Origin of the sequence: Paenibacillus silviterrae, assembly GCF_030167925.1 — a bacterium.
In the GTDB taxonomy this organism is placed as follows: Bacteria; Bacillota; Bacilli; order Paenibacillales; family NBRC-103111; genus Paenibacillus_G; species Paenibacillus_G silviterrae.
The window spans coordinates 2709889-2727105 of record NZ_JASKUT010000001.1 but is presented as its reverse complement, the minus strand read 5'-3'; the positions used below and the strand labels follow the sequence as shown (position 1 = coordinate 2727105).

Below are 17217 nucleotides of genomic sequence, written 5' to 3'. Positions count from 1 at the left end.
CAGCGGCTTCGTTGTAACTATAGAAACTTCCTCTGATGCTTCTTCCCGTCATACGTGAACAGCACCGGTTTCCCTTCCACAACACTTTCCAGATGCACCGTCTTGCCCCACAGCTGATGAATGTAAGGGATGGTGCGTTCCACATACTTGAGATCGAGCTCCATCCCTTCGTATTCGTGGAACAAGTAGAGCTCGCCGTTTCGTTCATAATCCCCATTGTCCACCGAGATGTAAGGGAAGCCGCCATTCACCCGCGAGTACACCAGCTGATCGCGGATGTTTTCCCACGACTTGTCGGTGATCTTCCATTCCGGCCCCTTTTTCTCAAAAACGTAAAGATCCAGCTCCTCGACCAGCTTCTTGTTCATATAGTTGCGGATGAAGGAGATGTCGGAATCGACCTCCCGGACCTCGAACATCTTCTGCCGTCCCTCACCGCCCTTACGCCCGAAGCGTTCCCGTTCTTCCGGCGTCGGGTTATCCCAGCGCTTCTCGATGTCCTCGAAAATTTTGAGTCCCAGATAGTAAGGATTGAGCGAGTGGCGAGACGGGACAACGACGGAGGAGTTCAGCTTGGCGTATTCGATCGTTTCGTCCTCCGTCAAATCGAGCTCTCTCATGATGCGCTGATGCCAGTAGGAGGCCCAGCCTTCGTTCATGATTTTCGTTTCGATCTGCGGCCAGAAGTAGAGCATCTCGTCGCGAAGCATCGTCATGATGTCGCGCTGCCAATCCTTCAAATAGTGCCCATGCTCCTCAATGAACAGCATGATGTCCTTCTGCTTTACCGGCGGGAACTTCGATTGCGGCTGCTTCGGCTTATCGGAGCTCTCCTTGCCGCGCTCATCGAGGTCCCACAGATCCTCATAGCCGAATTGGCGCTCCGGCTTTGCCCTTAACTGGTTGTTGCGGGGATCTCGCTCCTCGCGCTGGCGGTGATACGGCTTCATGATCAGCGGATCGACATGCTCCTGAATAGCCAGCACGGCGTCGATGAAGCGCTCGACCTCCTCCGTCCCGTATTGAATCTCGTATTGCCTGATGCGCTCGGCTGTGGCGGACATGCTTTCGACCATGTTGCGGTTCGTTTTGGAGAAGCGGACATTGTTCTTGAAGAAATCGCAGTGAGCGAGTACGTGAGCTACGATCAGCTTGTTTTGAATGAGGGAGTTGCCGTCCAGCAGGAAGGCGTAGCAGGGGTCGGAGTTGATGACGAGCTCGTATATTTTGCTGAGGCCGAGGTCGTACTGCATTTTCATTTTATGAAAGGTCTTGCCAAACGACCAATGGGAAAAGCGGGTCGGCATCCCGTAAGCACCAAACGTGTAGATGATATCGGCCGGACAAATTTCATACCGCATCGGGTAAAAATCGAGTCCGAAGCCTTGCGCGATTTCCGTTATTTCTGCAATCGCATAATTGAGCTGCTTCATGTATTCATCGTGGTTCATCGTCCGTCCCCCTCCGGCAAGGAGTTTTAAGGTTCATACCATATGTATGCGATGGGACGGGGGAGTATGCGGGGGGGAAGGGCGACAATAATCGCCAGTTTGCTCTGCGGCTTCTTCCAATACGGGGTTCATGCCAATTTCATGGATAATCAACTCCTAGGTCATTTTTAATTGTAATATGGAATTTCAAGTGTCAACGAATAACATATGTTAAAATGAACATATGTTTATGAAGTTGTTGATCTTCTATCGAAGGTGGAGGAGCTGAAGAAGCTGCAATCCACTGGGGCTAACGATGATCCGATGGCCGCGACGATCGCGGTCGAGGAGTTCGGAATCCGCTACTTGATCGGTAAGCTTTCAAAATAGTAACCAAACGGAGGGAACCCTTGTGGAGCAATATGCATCTTTAATTGGTGTCGTTCTTGAGAAGCTGGACCAAACCTATAAGGACCTCAAGTTCAATTTCGACGGACTGGGAAGTGTGCTGGACCAGCATTCGGAGGAGGAACGAAGGATGGTTCCGGAGCTGATAACCATGGCGGAGCTAAGGGATACTTACGCGGATATGATCCGAGCCTTGGAGGAACGATTGCCTGGTATCAAATCATAAAAAAACAGCCCGTGTTATGAACACAGGGCTGTATCTATGGAATCCTTACTTCCCTTGCCGCTAATCCGAATGTGCCAGCCGGAACAAATGCTGCAAAGGTAAGCTTCCAGATCGTTCGTGATGGTAATCTTCATGCCGTTGGCGAAATGCGTCGCTTCTTCTCTACTGTCAAACCTGATCTTGGCACAAGCTTTGTTTTTTTTATCCATATCCACAGCCGCCTCATTTACTGAATCGCTTCATTTTATTGACATTATAGCCTATAATTCGACGTCAATATAGAACCTTCGGCATTTCTTTAGACAAACTTTATCTAGTAGCTGCCTTGAGTTCACCGCTTTTCGGGAAGAAGGTTTTGAGCGCTTTATACACTTCGCCCTTTTCCCTGATAACATAATGAACGAATTTCGGATCATGAATGTTGCGGTAAGCGGACATTAACGTGCTGCTGCGGTTGTATTGGTTCACCTCTCCGTAGCCGAACATATTACTGCGCTTGACCAGCTCGCCGATCAGCTTCACGCAGCGCTCGTTATCGGAGGTCAAATTGTCTCCGTCGGAGAAGTGGAACGGGTAAATATTGTAACGGCTAGGGGGATACCTGCGATCGATGAGGTCAACGGCAAGCTGGTAGGCCGAGGAGCAAATCGTTCCGCCGCTTTCGCCTTTCGTAAAGAACTCCTCTTCCGTGACCTCTTTCGCTTCCGTATGATGCGCGATGAACACGATTTCCACCTTCTCGTACTTGGTTCGCAGGAACCGGGTCATCCAGAAGAAGAAGCTGCGGGCAATGTACTTCTCAAAGGAGCCCATCGAGCCTGAGGTATCCATCATGGCCAATATCAGAGCATTGGATTGCGGCGTGATCTTCTCTTCCCAGGTGCGGAAGCGAAGGTCATCGGGGCTGATCCCGTGGATGCCGGGGCTGCCTTCCCGCGAGTTGCGGCGCAGATTTTCGAGGATCGTGCGCTTTTTATCAATATTGGACATAATCCCCTTCTTGCGGACATCGTTAAAAATGATTTCCTTCGAAGTGACATTATCCTTCTCTTTCTTCTGCAAATTCGGGAGCTCCAGCTCCTCGAAGAGCATCGACTGAAGCTCCTCCAGTTCGACCTCCGCGTCATAATAGTCTTCGCCGGCTTTATCTCCCGCGCCTTCGCCTTTACCCGGGCCGCTGGCCGCTTGGGGATCGACTCCTAGTACGTCCCCAACCTGACTATCTCCGTCGCCTTGACCCACATGCTTGCTCTTGTTGTAGTTGTAGCGAAAACGGTACTCATCCAAGCTTCGGATCGGGATTTTGACGGTTTGCTTGCCGTCAGACATAATAATGCTCTCATCGGACACGAGATCCGGCAAATTTTGCTTTACGGCCTCACGCACTTTCTCCTGATGTCGAGTTTGATCTTGATAGCCTTTGCGGTGCAGGGACCAATCTTCACGGGATACGGTGAATAGCGGTTCTGTCATGGGAGACACCTCCTGGATGAAAGGCAAAATAACGATAAGATGAAAAAAGTGCTTGTTACTATTTATATTCGAGGAGAGGGGGGATATGTGAACAGAAATTTTTGCGGGCTTGTCCCATTTTGGCCATTCCTAGAAGCAAAAAAAGCCGACCCTATGATGTAGGAGTCAGCTTTGTTGATCTCGTGAAAAAAAGTGTTGTCATGAAAAAATAAATTTGGTACAATAAAGATTAGTATATTATTGGTGGTATTACGTGCATAATTATCTATATTAAGATTAGCATAGTACCGTGGTATTGTCAACTGGAATCACCATGACTCACGAGCAAGGGAGATGAATTATGACTGACGATCAACGTGAGGAGCTGCAAACAAAGCCGACTCTCGAACAAGTAAAAGAGCAACTTATAGAGCTGGGGAAGAAGCGCTCCTCGTTGACCTACCGGGAAATTACGGAGAAGCTGGCTCCCTTTGAACAGGACCCGGATCAGATTGACGATTTCTTTGAGCAGCTCATCGAACAAGGCATTGACATTAGCGACGCCGCGGATAACGGCAGAGAACAACAACAGCAAGAGGGGGCTCCTGCTGACACGGATTTCGACTTGGATAATCTGACCTTACCTCCGGGGATCAAGATTGATGATCCGGTTCGCATGTATTTAAAAGAGATCGGACGTGTCGGGCTTCTTTCCGGTGAAGAGGAAGTAAAGCTGGCTCTGCGGATTGAACAGGGAGATGAAGAGGCGAAGCGCAGACTTGCCGAAGCGAACCTGCGGCTAGTCGTCAGTATCGCAAGACGATATGTCGGGAGAGGCATGCTGTTCCTCGATTTGATTCAAGAAGGAAACATGGGCTTGATCAAGGCGGTGGAGAAGTTTGATCATCGCAAAGGGTTTAAGTTCAGTACTTACGCAACCTGGTGGATTCGCCAGGCTATCACCCGTGCAATCGCCGACCAGGCTAGGACGATTCGGATTCCCGTACATATGATTGAGACGATCAATAAACTGGTGCGTGTATCCAGACAGCTGCTGCAGGATCTCGGCCGGGAGGCGACGCCGGAGGAGATCGCGAAAGCGATGGAATTAAGCGAAGAGAAGGTTCGCGAGATCATGAAGATCTCTCAAGAGCCGGTATCGCTGGAGACGCCGATCGGGGAAGAGAACGACTCGAACCTCGGTGATTTTATCGAGGATCAGGATGCGCTGGCTCCCGCGGATGCCGCGGCCTTCGAGCTGCTTCGAGAGCAGCTGGAGGAGGTTCTTGATACGCTTACGGAGCGGGAAGAAAATGTTCTGCGATTGCGCTTTGGCCTGGACGACGGCCGCACAAGGACGCTGGAGGAAGTGGGTAAGGTGTTCGGTGTTACCCGTGAGCGGATTCGCCAGATTGAGGCGAAGGCGCTCAGGAAGCTGAGACATCCGAGCCGCAGCAGAAGGCTGAAGGATTTTATGGATAGCTGACGTATGCGAGGGAGCGGCCTGGAGAGGCCGCTTTTCTTGTTGTCGGTAGGATTTGTGGGATATGATGGCGAATGGATGAAAGATACGGTTATACGGAAGGGTTGGAGCTGGGATGAAGCGTGGCGGGCAAGCGGGAAGACTGGGAAGAATAGTATGCCTGATTGGCTTAGTGGGCCTATTAGGGCTGGAGTCGGGATGGGTAGCTCAAGCAGCGCCGCACAAGGAACGAACGGTTTGTCTTGACCCGGGGCACCAGCTGCGGGGGATTAATGAACATGAGCCAATAGGACCCGGTGCTGCGGAAACGAAGCCGAAGGTATCTTCGGGAACGGCAGGGGTGAAAACGAAGAGGCCGGAGTATGCGGTCAATTTGGATGCAGGGCTGCTGCTCCGCGACCGGCTGCAGGAATACGGCTACAAGGTCGTGATGACCCGCGAGGTGCACGATGTGAATCTTTCGAATCGGGAGCGCGCGGCGGTATGCAATGAAGCAGCCGCAGACCTTGCGGTGCGTATTCACGCCGATGGCGACAGCTCATCCAAGACGCAGGGCATGACGATGCTTTACCCTGGCTTGAATAAGTATACAGGTGCGATCCATGAAGAAAGCCGCCGCGCGGCGGAGGTTGTACTCCCCGAGGTAATTGCTGCTACCGGCGCTGTTTCTCGAGGTGCCGTGCCACGTACGGATCTGAGCGGCTTTAACTGGTCGGAGGTGCCGACGATCCTTGTAGAGATGGGCTTTATGTCCAATCCAAGAGAGGATGAGTTACTGTCCGACTCGGAATATGTAGGCCGAATGGTGCAAGGGCTTGCCACGGGCATCAACAAGTTCTTGTCCGAAACCGTAGAAGGGGAGCCGCTGGACATGCAGGGAGAAATGGTGCTAAGTCAGCCTGCCCGGCTATTCGAGCTCGTGGAGGGCCGCATGCTGCGAACGACGTTATCTTTGAGTCCGCAGACGGTTTGGGCTGCTGAGGTACGAGGCGAATGGGCGAAGATTGACACTTGGGTGGGAGAGCGTTGGGTGCATCTGCAGGAGGAGCCATCCGTTTGACAGTGGAATCCCGTTCAAGTATACTTCAGATACTACCATAATGAAATTAGTCTTCTAAGAAGGAGGGAGATGGCCGTATGTCTTCCCCTATTGACCCCAAGCAGCTTTGCTCGGTACGTGAGTTTATTCTTTTCATCGGGCAGAAGCTGAAGAAGTGCACCCAGGCGTTCGAAAGCAATTGTGACCTGAATCGGCACGAGGCTTCGATCCTTCTTCTGCTGCACCAACGCGGCCCGCTCGTGGTGAAGGAGATCGCAGGGCAGATGCAGGATATCAGCCCCAGTACGTTGACCCGGCTGCTTGACAGTCTGGAGGAGAAACGCTTCATCCGGAGGAATCTCGATCCGGGAGATCGGCGGAGCTTTGTGATCACGCTGACGGAAGAGGCCCGCGAGGTCATGGAGAGCTTTCCGAAGCATATGGAGACGCTTGCCGGAGCTATGCTGGAATCGCTCACTCCAGCGGAGCGTATGATCTTGCTGGAGCTCTTTAACAAGATGGAGAAGCACATGGAAAATCCGTGAGTAACCCGCTTTTCTCGGCGGCACAAAGGTGCTGCTTGGAAAGCGGATTTTTTAAGCATAATAGTACCGAAATGAAAATATTCTAGAGTGAAATGATAGGAGTGGGACTTGATGAATACCGAGGGGTTAGGCGCGGCTGTTTTGTCCGAAGAGGACCGACGAAAGCCGATTATCGAGGTGGAGGGCCTTGTGAAGCGTTATGGTGATTTCATGGCGGTACGCGGCATTCATTTTCAGGTGCTGCAGGGCGAGGTGTTCGGGTTGCTCGGACCGAACGGCGCGGGGAAAACCACAACCATGGAAATGATCGAGGGGCTGCGTAAGCCGGACGGCGGTATAGCGAAGGTAGCCGGCTTTGATACGCAGACTGCGCTGAACCGCGTGAAGGAGGTCATCGGTGTTCAATTGCAGTCGACCTCGCTGTTCGAGCTATTGAAGGTGAAGGAAATCATGAACATGTACGCCAGCTTCTACAAGCGCTCCCTCTCGGTGGATATGCTGCTGGAGCAGATGATTCTGACGGATAAGGCGAATTCCCGGGTCAAAGGACTGTCTGGCGGACAGAAGCAGCGGCTTGCCATTGCACTGGCGCTCTTGAATGATCCGAAGGTAGTATTCTTGGATGAGCCGACTACAGGCTTAGATCCTCAAGCGCGCCGCACCTTGTGGGATATCATTCTCAAGCTGAAGCAAGCGGGCAAGACGGTCGTGCTGTCCACGCATTACATGGAGGAAGCCCATGTCCTGTGCGACCGCATTTGCCTGATGGACAGGGGCGAGATCATTGCCCTGGACACCCCGCGCAATCTCGTAAGCGGCTTGCAGTCGGACAGCGCTATCGAGTTCCGGCTGCCCGAGCTTCCTGAGGACCCGGGCGACATCGATCGTTTGCTGAAGCGGTTAGGAGAGCTGGGAGAGGTCAAGCGAGCCGAGCGGCGCAACGAGGTGTTCGTGCTGCATACGGATCACCTGCAGACCTCGCTGCTTGAATTCATTCAGTTCACCGAGCGGGAGACGCTGAAGTTCCAGGAGCTTCAGACTCGATCGGCAACCTTGGAGGATGTATTCCTTCAGATGACGGGAAGGAGCTTGCGAGAAGCATGAGAGCATATATACAGCTTACGATGGCGCAGCTGCGCATTTTTTCCCGGAACCGGTCGTTCCTGTTTTTTACCCTTGTGTTTCCAATCGTGCTGATGGTTGCGCTGGGCTCGTTTCTGGGCAACGGCGGCGGGGTGCAGCTGTCAACGGCATTAATTGATCAGGACCGCAGCGCAGCGTCCTCCCAGTTTATCGAATCGTTGAAGGCTCAGCTGGTGCTGGATGTGACGATGCTGGAGAACGATGATGCGGCTTTGGATGAGCTGAAGAAGGGCGACCGCCAGCTCGTTGTGGTCATCCCGAAGGGATATGGAGATGCCGTCGCGACGGTGAAGGCAGGGGCCGCTGCGGGGACGGCGAAAGAGGCTCAGGTCACGGTCTATTATGACGAAACGAACATGACCAATTCCCAGCTCGGGGTGCAGCTCGTCCAGACGGCCGCGGATAACGTGAGCAAGCAGCTCACTCAGTACAAGCAGTGGGTTACTGTTCAGCCGAAGGGGATTCAATCGATTAACTTGAAATATATCGATTTCCTCGTTCCGGGCATTGTGGCGATGATGATTATGTCCAACAACCTGAACGGTGTTGCCGGGCAAATTGCCGCGTGGCGGGAACGGGGGATTCTGCGCAGGATGCAGTCGACCACGCTGAAGGCCTCCACGTTCATCGCGGCACAAATTACATCTCGTTTAATTATGAACGGTTTTCAGGCCATTGCGGTGCTTCTAGTGGGTTACCTGTTTTTCGATACGCAGGTGAACGGCTCCTGGTGGCTATTGATCCTGTTCGTCGTGCTCGGCACGCTGACCTTCATGTCCATCGGCTTCATTGTAGCCGGGCTTGCCAAGACGCCGGAGAGCGCAGGGCCGATTGCGGGCTTCATCTCGTTCCCGCTGCTGTTCCTCGGAGGCGTATTTTTCCCGGTGAAGAATATGCCGGAGCTGCTCCAGCCTGTTGTAAAGCTGCTGCCGATCACCCATCTGTCGGGCTCGCTCCGTCAAGTGATGAACGTAGGGGCGGATTTGACTACCCTCTGGCCCGAAGCGGCGCTGCTCGGCGGCTGGATGGCGGTTGCTTTTATTATTGCGAGCTTGTCCTTTAAATGGGAATAATACATTCTAGTTGGGGAGAGGATTATTCATGAGTCAGCCAAATCAGAACTACGCGAATCATCGTCAGATCGTGCCGGTGGTGCATTATTTTCTCATGCCGTTAGGCCTCATCGTTGCGATTGCGTCCCTTGTGTATGCTCTAGGAAGCTTGAGGAGCGGGGATCGGCTGCTAGAGCCGTTAGTGATTGTCGGATTGTCCGTGATGGTGATGCTGCTTATCCCGTTGTCCCGGTCATTCGGTGTAAAAGTGCAGGACCGTTTGATCCGGACCGAAGAGAATTTACGGTACTTCCGATTGACGGGGCAGTGGCTGGATTCCCGTATTACACTGAAACAGCTGATTGCTCTACGTTTCGCAAGCGATCAGGAGTTTCCGGCTCTTTGTGACAAGGCAGTGAAAGAGCAGCTGTCGCCGGGCGACATCAAGAAACTCATTAAGAGCTGGAGAGGCGACTACTATAGAGTGTAGTCAGAAAGCTGATCGATGTTTATCTGATAGCGATGGATTCGCTTGGCTCCGGTCCCTTTTGGCCGCAGAATGTTTTTGTGATGCAGCTTCCTAAGGATGCGGCAAGCTTTGTATCGACTGACCTCCAGCAGCGACATGATGTCGCTTGCCCGGAGGTCTTTTTTCTTGTCCAAGGCATGGAGGATAATCTCTTTCTCCGTGGGGTTCAGCCTTGTAGTTGTGGTGCTGCCGCGCTGAGCCATGCGTCTTCCCATCAGCTGAAGCAGCTGCTGTTGACATAGCTTGGGGCGTTCCTTCACATCGTCGTAGGAGAACCTTAGGATTTGCCAGCCTTCGATGATGAGGCTGTTCTGCCGCATGAGCTGATCGGAAAATTGCCACCGGCTGATCTTCGATAGATGGGGGCCGTATCCATCGATTTCAATCGCTAACCGAATCGGCGCACGAAGAAAGGCGAAATCCAGGAAGCGTGTGCCCTCCTTGTAATCGACCACTTCGTACTCCGGATGCAGATCCTCCAAATGCTGAAAGATGGGATACCACACCTGTTCTAGGAATAGCTGCTCCGCATGGCTGTGCCCCTCCACCAGTCGGCGAAGTCTCTCTCCCGCGCGAGCTGTTTGATGCGCTGCTAGCCACTGAGCATGGGCCGTTTCGAACGTTGACATGGCTTCATACCTCCCCTGGTCAAATAAAAACGCCGCTCACCACAAAACGATTACGTTTGGGTAGAGCGGCGTGTGCTTCACTGCCTAATATATGTGTTCAATATTACTACATTTGTGATTATTTTACAAGAGGTAAAGAGGGACCGCTACTAAACTCCATGCCGTGTTGAGCGGCTGGCGGGAGGCTTGAGTGCCCAATAGTGGCAGAAATGCGATTGGAAGCAGCGAGAGAGCGTGAAACCGCGGAAATAGTGGCGAAAGTGCCACTGCATGTCGTGTTAAGCGGCTGATGGGACACGTAAGTGCACGGTAGTAGCAGAAATGCGACTGGAAGCAACGAGAGTGCGTGAAACCGCGGAAATAGTGGCAAAAGTGCCACTGCATGCCGTGTAGAGCGGCTGATGGGACGCGTGAGTGCACGATAATGGCAAAAGTGCGATTGAAAGCGGCTGGAGTACGTGAAACCGCGGAAATAGTGGCGAAAGTGCCACTGCATGCCGTGTTGAGCGACTGATGGGACACGTAAGTGCACGGTAGTAGCAGAAATGGGACTGGAAGCGGCGAGAGTGCGTGAAACCACGGAAATAGTGGCGAAAGTGCCACTGCATGCCGTGTTGAGCGACTGATGGGACGCGAGAGTGCACAGTAGTGGCAGGAGTGCGGCTGGAGTGCCAGAAACCGTCGGATGTGCCGCAAATTTACGCCTAGGCGCTTCCCGTTCTCCCGGAGCTTGCATATGCATAATTATGGTATAATACCCTTACCATCATAGACCAGAGGAGGTTCCTATGGAGACAGCACTGCTGGGCAGCTTCGTATCGGCGATGGCCACGGTGATGGGCGCTGTACCGCTGCTATTCGTCAAGAAGCTATCCGAGAAGTGGAAGGACGTACTCATCGCCTTTACGGCGGGCATTATGGTTGCCGCGAGTACCTTCGGACTGATGCCGCAGGCGATTAAGGAAGAGGGTATCTTCGCACTATCCGTCGGTTTCATATTAGGCTTCGTCGTACTGGACAGGATCGAGAAGAATATCCCCCATATCGACGTTGAGAATGATTCGGGCGTCAGCCAGTTCCATGCGAAATCGCTGCTCGTCATCATCGCTCTTTTTATTCATAATATACCGGAGGGACTCAGCACCGGATTCAGCTACGCAAGCCAGAACGAGAGCTTGGGGCCGATGGTCGCCATCTCTATAGGAGCGCAGAATATGCCGGAGGGGCTGGTGCTAGGCGTCTTCCTGCTGAACTCAAACGTGACAAAATGGAAATCGTTCCTCATCGTCACGCTGACCGGCCTTATGGAAATGGTATCTGCCGTCGTCGGCTACTTCACGGCAAACTCCATTCAGCCGCTTGTCGGGTACGGACTCGCCTTCGCGGCTGGCGCCATGCTGTTCATCGTCTATAAGGAACTGATCCCGGAAAGCCACGGCCACGGCTATGAACGCCCCTCGACCTATTCCTTTATGTTCGGTCTCCTGCTCATGATTTACATCAGCTACCTGTTCACGTAGCATAGCATAGTCGCTTAAGCTGCCGAGCCGGCCTTCAAGAGGAATAATGTGACGTATGTTCCCAAATACTACGGGAGACTACAACGGAAGGGGCTGGCAGCATGCAAGCGACGAAGGACAAAACCGTTACGATGCTTAACGATTATTTGAAGGGTGTCTATATGGGAGTACATAGCTATGAGACGTACATCCAGCATGTGAAGAGCCCTGAAGTAAAGCGGGCCTTTCAGGAGATTCAGCAAAGCCATAAGAAGGAAGCAGCCGATCTGGCGGAACGCATCCAGAATTTAAACGGAACCGCCGCGGACGGACCCGGACTTATTGATTCGATTGCAGGCACGATCAGCAACAAATGGAAAGGCGTAAGCGAAGAAACGGCCGAGCTCATCCAAGAAGCGATAAAAGGCGAGCGCATGGGCATCGAGCAATCGGAGAAGCTGCTTCAGCAGGAGCTGGATGATACAAGCCGCAAGCTGATCGAACGTATCCGCCAATCCGCAGAAAACCATATCAAGCAGCTGGAAAAACACATCGTATAAATTCAAGCATCTCTCCAAACATCCCTTTGGCCATAGCGCTGGAGGGATGTTTTTTTGTACGGGACCTAATGACTATCATTACCCGTGACCGTGTCATGCATGACTGTCACAATATGCAAAAGTGTGTCGAAACACACTTGTTTTGACGGTGGTGCTGTTCTAAGATGAGGGCATCCGCAGCAGTCGGGTAGGTCGCAGGTCGGGCCTGACGCTGCACAGTTTACCGGAAGGGGAGGAATCGACATGATCATGGGGAAGCAAAGGCTTCGCCGGGCTGCAGCCGGATGTCTCGCTGTTTGTTTAAGCTTGACAGGTCTGCTCCCGACTTGGAGCGCTCAGGAGGTGGGAGCAGCCGTTACAAACGAAAAGGCCGTTTATACGGACGGTCTTGCCGCCGGATTTACGGATCACAGCTGGGCCGAGCATTCGCTGGAGGAGACACAGACGGTACATCAGGGAACAAGCTCCATCCGTTTCAACCCCAGCTTCGACGGGGGGTTATACCTGTACAGTCAGGAGCCGCTCCTCGTCTCCGAGCTGAATACGCTGCAATTTTGGATTCACGGGGGCGGGCAAGGACAGCAGCAAATGAACGTCATCTTTCAGGCCGGCGGTGAGCCGGTGGCGAAGGTGGACCTGAGCCAGTATTTAGAGAGCGGCGGGCTTCAGGGGGACGCATGGCAGAAGGTGCAAATCGATCTTACGCCGCTGCGCATCCCGAACGGCGTCTATGACGGCATTTTGCTCAGGGACAAGAGCCAGGGTCAGCAGGGGAGCGTATACATAGACAATGTGAGTCTTCTATTTGAAAGCGTGCCTGTTTCGAACAAGCCGCCCGCTTCGGTATATGAGCAGCTTAAGGTTTTTGACAGCAAGCTGAATGCCGGGTTTCACAATTACAGCTGGGGTTCGCATTCTTTGACAGAACAAGCGACGGTCCACTCGGACGTGTACGCGATGATGCTGCAGCCCGGCTGGAATGCGGGCCTGTATTTATACAAGGATCGAGTCTTGAGCACCGCGGAATACACAACGCTCGAGTTCTGGATTCACGGCGGTACAACGGGAGGTCAGCAGGTCAATTTGATTCTCCAGGCAGGCGGCGACCCGGTAGTCACCATCGATTTGAACAATTACCTGAGCCATCGAACGATCCAGCCCGGCCTATGGGAAAAGGTGACGATCCCGCTCAATGAGCTCCCGGTGCCGAACGCCATCCTCGACGGCTTCTTATTCGTAGGACGCGGAGATCAGGAGCAGGGGAAGCTGTATTTGGACGATATGGTATTGACCAAGGAAGTGTATCAGCAGCCGCAGCGCAAGGATATCACCTTCGGCCGCACCTCCTTGCTGATGTACAACGGGAACTCCGAGCTCCCTGTCGTTACCTCGAATTTTGATAACGGGTATTCCGAGCGTGTCACGCATGCGGTGTACTGGGCTTCCTCCGAGCCGGACGTTGTCAGCGTAAGCGGGGGCGTTCTTCAGGCACATCGTACGGGAACCAGTGTGGTTACCGCCACCTATGACAGCTTCGAGGCGCAGCTCGAGGTGAAGGTAATCGAGGCGCTGCCGGAAACCGTCTATGACGACCAGCTGCAAAACAATTACGACAACTGGAGCTGGGGGAAGGTTGATCTTCAAAATAGCTCCGTGGTTCATACAGGGATGCGTTCGATCCGTTTCCAGCCGCACAACTGGACGGGTGTGTACCTGAATCATGACGAACCGTATGCCGTGCAGGATTACTACGGCTATGAGTTCTACGTGCATGGGGGCGATAAGGGCGGACAAAAGCTTCGTTTCGTCGTTCAGGACGGCAACAGTATTCTCGGCTCGGTTGTGCTCGATGATATTTTGCCGTACGGGATTAAGGCCGGCGAGTGGACCAAGGTTACCGTTCGCCTCTCCGATCTCGGTTTAACAGACGGCTATTTCGACTCCTTTGTTTTCCAGGCCTGGGATTGGAAGGAGCAGCCGGCGGTGTATTTTGACGATGTGAAGCTGCTTCGCTTTAAAGACCGGGTCCAGAATCCGAAACCTCCGGTTACCAACGTGAGCGTACAGATCGATACGACGCAAAATCGCAGAGCTGTCAATCCCGACATCTACGGCGTCAATTATGAGGAGATTCCCCCGGAGGACGTGTCCTCCTTCACCCAATATCCCGTTGTCCGCTGGGGCGGTAATGCCGCTACGCGCTACAACTGGGAGGCCAATGTACAAAATCATGCAGCCGATTGGTTCTATATGAACCTGCCTAAGGAAATCAGTCCGAATGAGACGCTCCCGCACGGCTCGAGAACCGACCGGCTGATCGACAAAACCTTAGGTAACGGCGGTAAAATGCTGCTGCAGGTACCGACTATCGGCTGGACGCCGAAGGATCGTCAAGTAAGAGTCGGTTTCTCCGTGAACAAATACGGGGCGCAGCAGCAAACGGAGTGCTCGTATGGCGGTTGGTGGTGTAACCCGGATGCAGGCAACGGCGTGACGCCGGACGGGCAAACCATAACAGGCAACGATCCGAACGATACGTCCAAAAGGGTCGGTCCAGACTTCATTACCCGCTGGATGGACCATATTCAAAGCCGCGTAGGCGATAAGGTCAATTACTATGCGCTGGATAATGAGCCGATGCTTTGGCCTTATACGCATCGGGATATTCATCCGGAGAAAACGACGTATGATGAAATTTGGGGTTATACCCAAGCATATGGACAAGCGATTAAGGATAAAGATCCCGACAGTCAAATTTTCGGTCCGGTCGTTTGGGGCTGGTGCGCCTACTTCTATTCGGCGGCGGACGGCTGTTCCTCCGGACCCGACAGGCAAAGTCATGGCGGCAAGCCCTTCCTGGAATGGTTCTTGGAGCAGGTGAGAGGTTATGAGAATCAGCGCGGTACGCGATTGATCGATTACCTCGATATTCATTATTATCCGACGGAAGCGGGCGTAGCGATTACGGCGGACGAATCGAACTCGGTGGCTGCAAGAAGATTAAAATCACTCAAGGCGCTTTACGACCCCTCCTTCCGGGACAGCTCTTCGTGGATCGGCGAGCCGGTGAATCTGATCCCGCGGATGAAGGAGATCATTAACAAAACGGCTCCCGGGACGAAGCTTGCGATTACGGAGTACAACTTCGGCAACGGACGAGGAATCAGCAGCGGGCTGGCGCAGGCGGAAGCGATGGCGATTTTCGGCCGGGAGGGCGTCGATTTGGCAACACGCTGGGGACAGCCGCTGGCGAACACGCCGGTCGAAGATGCCTTCAAGCTGTACCTGGACTATGACGGAAAGGGCAACCGAGTTCAAGGCGATAGTGTAAGAACCGAAAGCAGCCATGTCGACATGGTAGGCGCCTATTCGATTCAGGGCTCCGACGGCAAGCTCTACATGCTGCTCTTCAACAAGGATACGGCTCCGAAAGTCATGGATATGAAGGTAGCGGGGACGTCTCTTCGCCAAGGCGAGGTATACCGGTTCGACAGCACGAACCGACTCTCTCAGGCCGGGACGATGCAGCTGCAGAACCAATTCTCGATAGAGGTGCCGGCGAGGTCGGCGACGCTCATTGTGGGTACACCGTAGAAGGGAGTTGGGAGAATGAGTAACATGGGCAACTGGAAGAATAAGATCGTTCGTGGAGGAGCAACTGCGCTGCTCCTCGCTACGGTGTTGTCTGCCGACACCACGCTTGCCGCGGAGCCGCTGCGCGATGTAGAAAGCGGTTCATGGTATGAAAGAAACGTACAATGGGCGGTTACGAAGGGGATTGTGGACGGCTACGAAGACCAAACCTTCCGCCCCTACGACCAGGTGTCGGAGGCAGAGTTTCTAACGATGCTGCTGCGTTCCCATGGTATGGAGGTTCGCGCCTTGAAAGCCGGTGAAGCGTGGTTCGGACCCTATTATGAAAAGGCACAGTCCCTTGCGATTCCGGCGGCCCTAAAGACGGAGGATCGGCTTCAGCCGATTCCCCGGGGGCAGGTTGCTGCCATAATTGCCGCCTATTTCGGTAAGCGGCTAACGGCAACCGAGGCGGTGCAATTCGTTCTGGATAAGGGGATATCAAATGGGAAAACGGCTCCCACAGTGGAGGGTTACCGGATGAACGACCGGCTGTCGAGGGCGGAGGCGGTTACCTTCGTCCGTGGCGTCGTCGTCTTCGCGGAGTCGGAGGAGGGGCGGAAGCTGCTTGCGCCGGCCGATGCGACGAAGAAGCCTGCGAGCACAGAGAAGCAAGCGTCCGAGACGGCAGACAGCTCGGCAGCGGGAAGCGGAAGCAGTGGAGGTTCCTCAGGAAGCAACGGGTCCTCCGGCGGAGGGGACAGTTCACCGGGACCAAGTAGACCGCAAACACCGGTGCTGACCGAAGAATCTCGTACCGTTCTCGATCAGCAGGCAAAGACGGCCATTTCGCAGCTTGGTCTTACGATTCAGGAAAGCGGGCAAAGCTTGAGAATCCCTAGTCCGGAGGGCGGGGGCAGCGGACTGATCCAGACCCGGACCGACGACCGCTCCGGCGAAATTCAAATCCTGGAGCCCGGCAGCCCGGTGCTGGTCAAATCGGCTTACACGCTGCTTAAGGCAGCGGGAGCTGCGTTAAGCGAGTCTGATTTTACCCATATGGTCCGACAGGTCGACACGACCGGAAGCAGTACGGCGGTCAAGCTGGGAAGCCAGATGATTTCCGTTCTGAGAACGGTTCCCTCAGGGACCGTTGTTGTCAGATATGCAGGGATGAGATAAGGCCGTTCCGGTGCAAGCGACAAATGTTCCTATCTCCTCGACAAAACTTCCTATGTCGCCGTCTAGCGGATTCTTTTACAATAGGGGTAGACTGATAGGCTGGGAGGATGCACGGATGACGGAGACCAAGGTGGGCAAGTCGCTCAACGAGCATTTGGCGGAGGATACGAATAAACTTTTACATATGATCGAGGATATGAGTCAGAAGTACCCGGCCGACAGCGACCAATGGAAAAAGCTGAATTCGATCTGGGTTTCGACAGAGACGATGATGCGGATCACCAAGATTGAGATTGCGTTCAACGAAAGCTGAGCAGCTCTTTAAACGATAAGCAGGCATGATGCAGGCGGCCGCCGCATCATGCCTTTTTCCTTTTTAAACGTATACGGACGGCTTGCCCATGGCATGTTCCAGGCTTCTCAGCTTCGCTTTTATTACTGCAAGGAAGTATTATAGCGGGAGGTAT

16 protein-coding genes are annotated in these 17217 nt (G+C 53.5%); 12 read left to right on the top strand and 4 right to left on the bottom strand.

Translation table 11 applies throughout. From position 1 onward, the window contains the following. Nucleotides 1–17: 17 nt before the first annotated feature. Nucleotides 18–1451, bottom strand: a complete 1434-nt coding sequence (locus QMO62_RS12520) for a SpoVR family protein (RefSeq protein ID WP_284641292.1) — start codon at nt 1449–1451, stop codon at nt 18–20. A gap of 391 nt (nt 1452–1842) precedes the next feature. Between QMO62_RS12520 and QMO62_RS12515 the strand changes: the two genes are divergently transcribed. After that, on the top strand, nt 1843–2064 hold the full coding sequence (locus QMO62_RS12515) for a hypothetical protein (RefSeq protein WP_284641291.1): 222 nt from the start codon (nt 1843–1845) through the stop codon (nt 2062–2064). A 14-nt stretch (nt 2065–2078) separates the two neighbouring features. On the opposite strand, the gene QMO62_RS12510 is transcribed toward QMO62_RS12515, so the two are convergent. After that, the gene (locus QMO62_RS12510) at nt 2079–2273 is read right to left on the bottom strand and encodes a hypothetical protein (protein WP_284641290.1); all 195 of its coding nucleotides are present in this window, start codon (nt 2271–2273) and stop codon (nt 2079–2081) included. A gap of 100 nt (nt 2274–2373) precedes the next feature. Beyond that, nucleotides 2374–3537: a sporulation protein YhbH gene (gene yhbH, locus QMO62_RS12505; RefSeq protein ID WP_284641289.1), complete on the bottom strand. Its 1164-nt coding sequence runs from the start codon at nt 3535–3537 to the stop codon at nt 2374–2376. A gap of 340 nt (nt 3538–3877) precedes the next feature. Here yhbH and rpoD point away from each other — a divergent pair, with 340 nt between their 5' ends. The 6 genes from rpoD to QMO62_RS12475 all read left to right on the top strand — a co-directional run bounded on the left by rpoD (nt 3878) and on the right by QMO62_RS12475 (nt 9268). After that, entirely contained in the window at nt 3878–5002 is a 1125-nt protein-coding gene (gene rpoD, locus QMO62_RS12500) for an RNA polymerase sigma factor RpoD (protein ID WP_284641288.1), read from the top strand. 112 nt (nt 5003–5114) lie between these two features. After that, a complete protein-coding gene (locus QMO62_RS12495; RefSeq protein WP_284641287.1) occupies nt 5115–6059 on the top strand; it encodes an N-acetylmuramoyl-L-alanine amidase family protein in 945 nt (314 codons plus the stop codon). Nucleotides 6060–6136: 77 nt separating this feature from the next. Beyond that, complete coding sequence (locus QMO62_RS12490) at nt 6137–6583, top strand: MarR family winged helix-turn-helix transcriptional regulator (protein WP_284641286.1); 447 nt, start codon at nt 6137–6139, stop codon at nt 6581–6583. Between the two features lie 111 nt (nt 6584–6694). Further along, complete coding sequence (locus QMO62_RS12485) at nt 6695–7687, top strand: ABC transporter ATP-binding protein (protein WP_284641285.1); 993 nt, start codon at nt 6695–6697, stop codon at nt 7685–7687. Beyond that, nucleotides 7684–8799 (top strand): ABC transporter permease, encoded by a 1116-nt coding sequence (locus QMO62_RS12480; protein WP_284641284.1) that lies wholly within the window; start codon nt 7684–7686, stop codon nt 8797–8799. The genes QMO62_RS12485 and QMO62_RS12480 overlap by 4 nt, the downstream gene beginning before the upstream one ends. 28 nt (nt 8800–8827) lie before the next feature. Continuing rightward, on the top strand, nt 8828–9268 hold the full coding sequence (locus QMO62_RS12475; protein ID WP_284641283.1) for a DUF6526 family protein: 441 nt from the start codon (nt 8828–8830) through the stop codon (nt 9266–9268). On the opposite strand, the gene QMO62_RS12470 is transcribed toward QMO62_RS12475, so the two are convergent. Next, entirely contained in the window at nt 9256–9936 is a 681-nt protein-coding gene (locus QMO62_RS12470; RefSeq protein ID WP_284641282.1) for a putative endonuclease domain-containing protein, read from the bottom strand. The two genes, QMO62_RS12475 and QMO62_RS12470, sit on opposite strands and share 13 nt — an antisense overlap. Nucleotides 9937–10724: 788 nt before the next feature. Between QMO62_RS12470 and QMO62_RS12465 the strand changes: the two genes are divergently transcribed. The 5 genes from QMO62_RS12465 (at nt 10725) to QMO62_RS12445 (ending at nt 17063) form a co-directional block, all read left to right on the top strand. After that, nucleotides 10725–11456 carry a ZIP family metal transporter gene (locus tag QMO62_RS12465; protein WP_284641281.1) on the top strand — a complete coding sequence of 244 codons (732 nt, stop codon included), beginning with the start codon at nt 10725–10727 and terminating at the stop codon, nt 11454–11456. Between the two features lie 101 nt (nt 11457–11557). Next, the gene (locus tag QMO62_RS12460; protein ID WP_284641280.1) at nt 11558–11995 is read left to right on the top strand and encodes a DUF2383 domain-containing protein; all 438 of its coding nucleotides are present in this window, start codon (nt 11558–11560) and stop codon (nt 11993–11995) included. A gap of 243 nt (nt 11996–12238) precedes the next feature. Beyond that, nucleotides 12239–15589 carry a glycoside hydrolase family 44 protein gene (locus tag QMO62_RS12455; protein ID WP_284641279.1) on the top strand — a complete coding sequence of 1117 codons (3351 nt, stop codon included), beginning with the start codon at nt 12239–12241 and terminating at the stop codon, nt 15587–15589. A gap of 24 nt (nt 15590–15613) precedes the next feature. Further along, on the top strand, nt 15614–16750 hold the full coding sequence (locus QMO62_RS12450; protein ID WP_284641278.1) for an S-layer homology domain-containing protein: 1137 nt from the start codon (nt 15614–15616) through the stop codon (nt 16748–16750). 115 nt (nt 16751–16865) lie between these two features. Continuing rightward, entirely contained in the window at nt 16866–17063 is a 198-nt protein-coding gene (locus tag QMO62_RS12445) for a hypothetical protein (RefSeq protein ID WP_284641277.1), read from the top strand. Nucleotides 17064–17217: the final 154 nt, after the last annotated feature.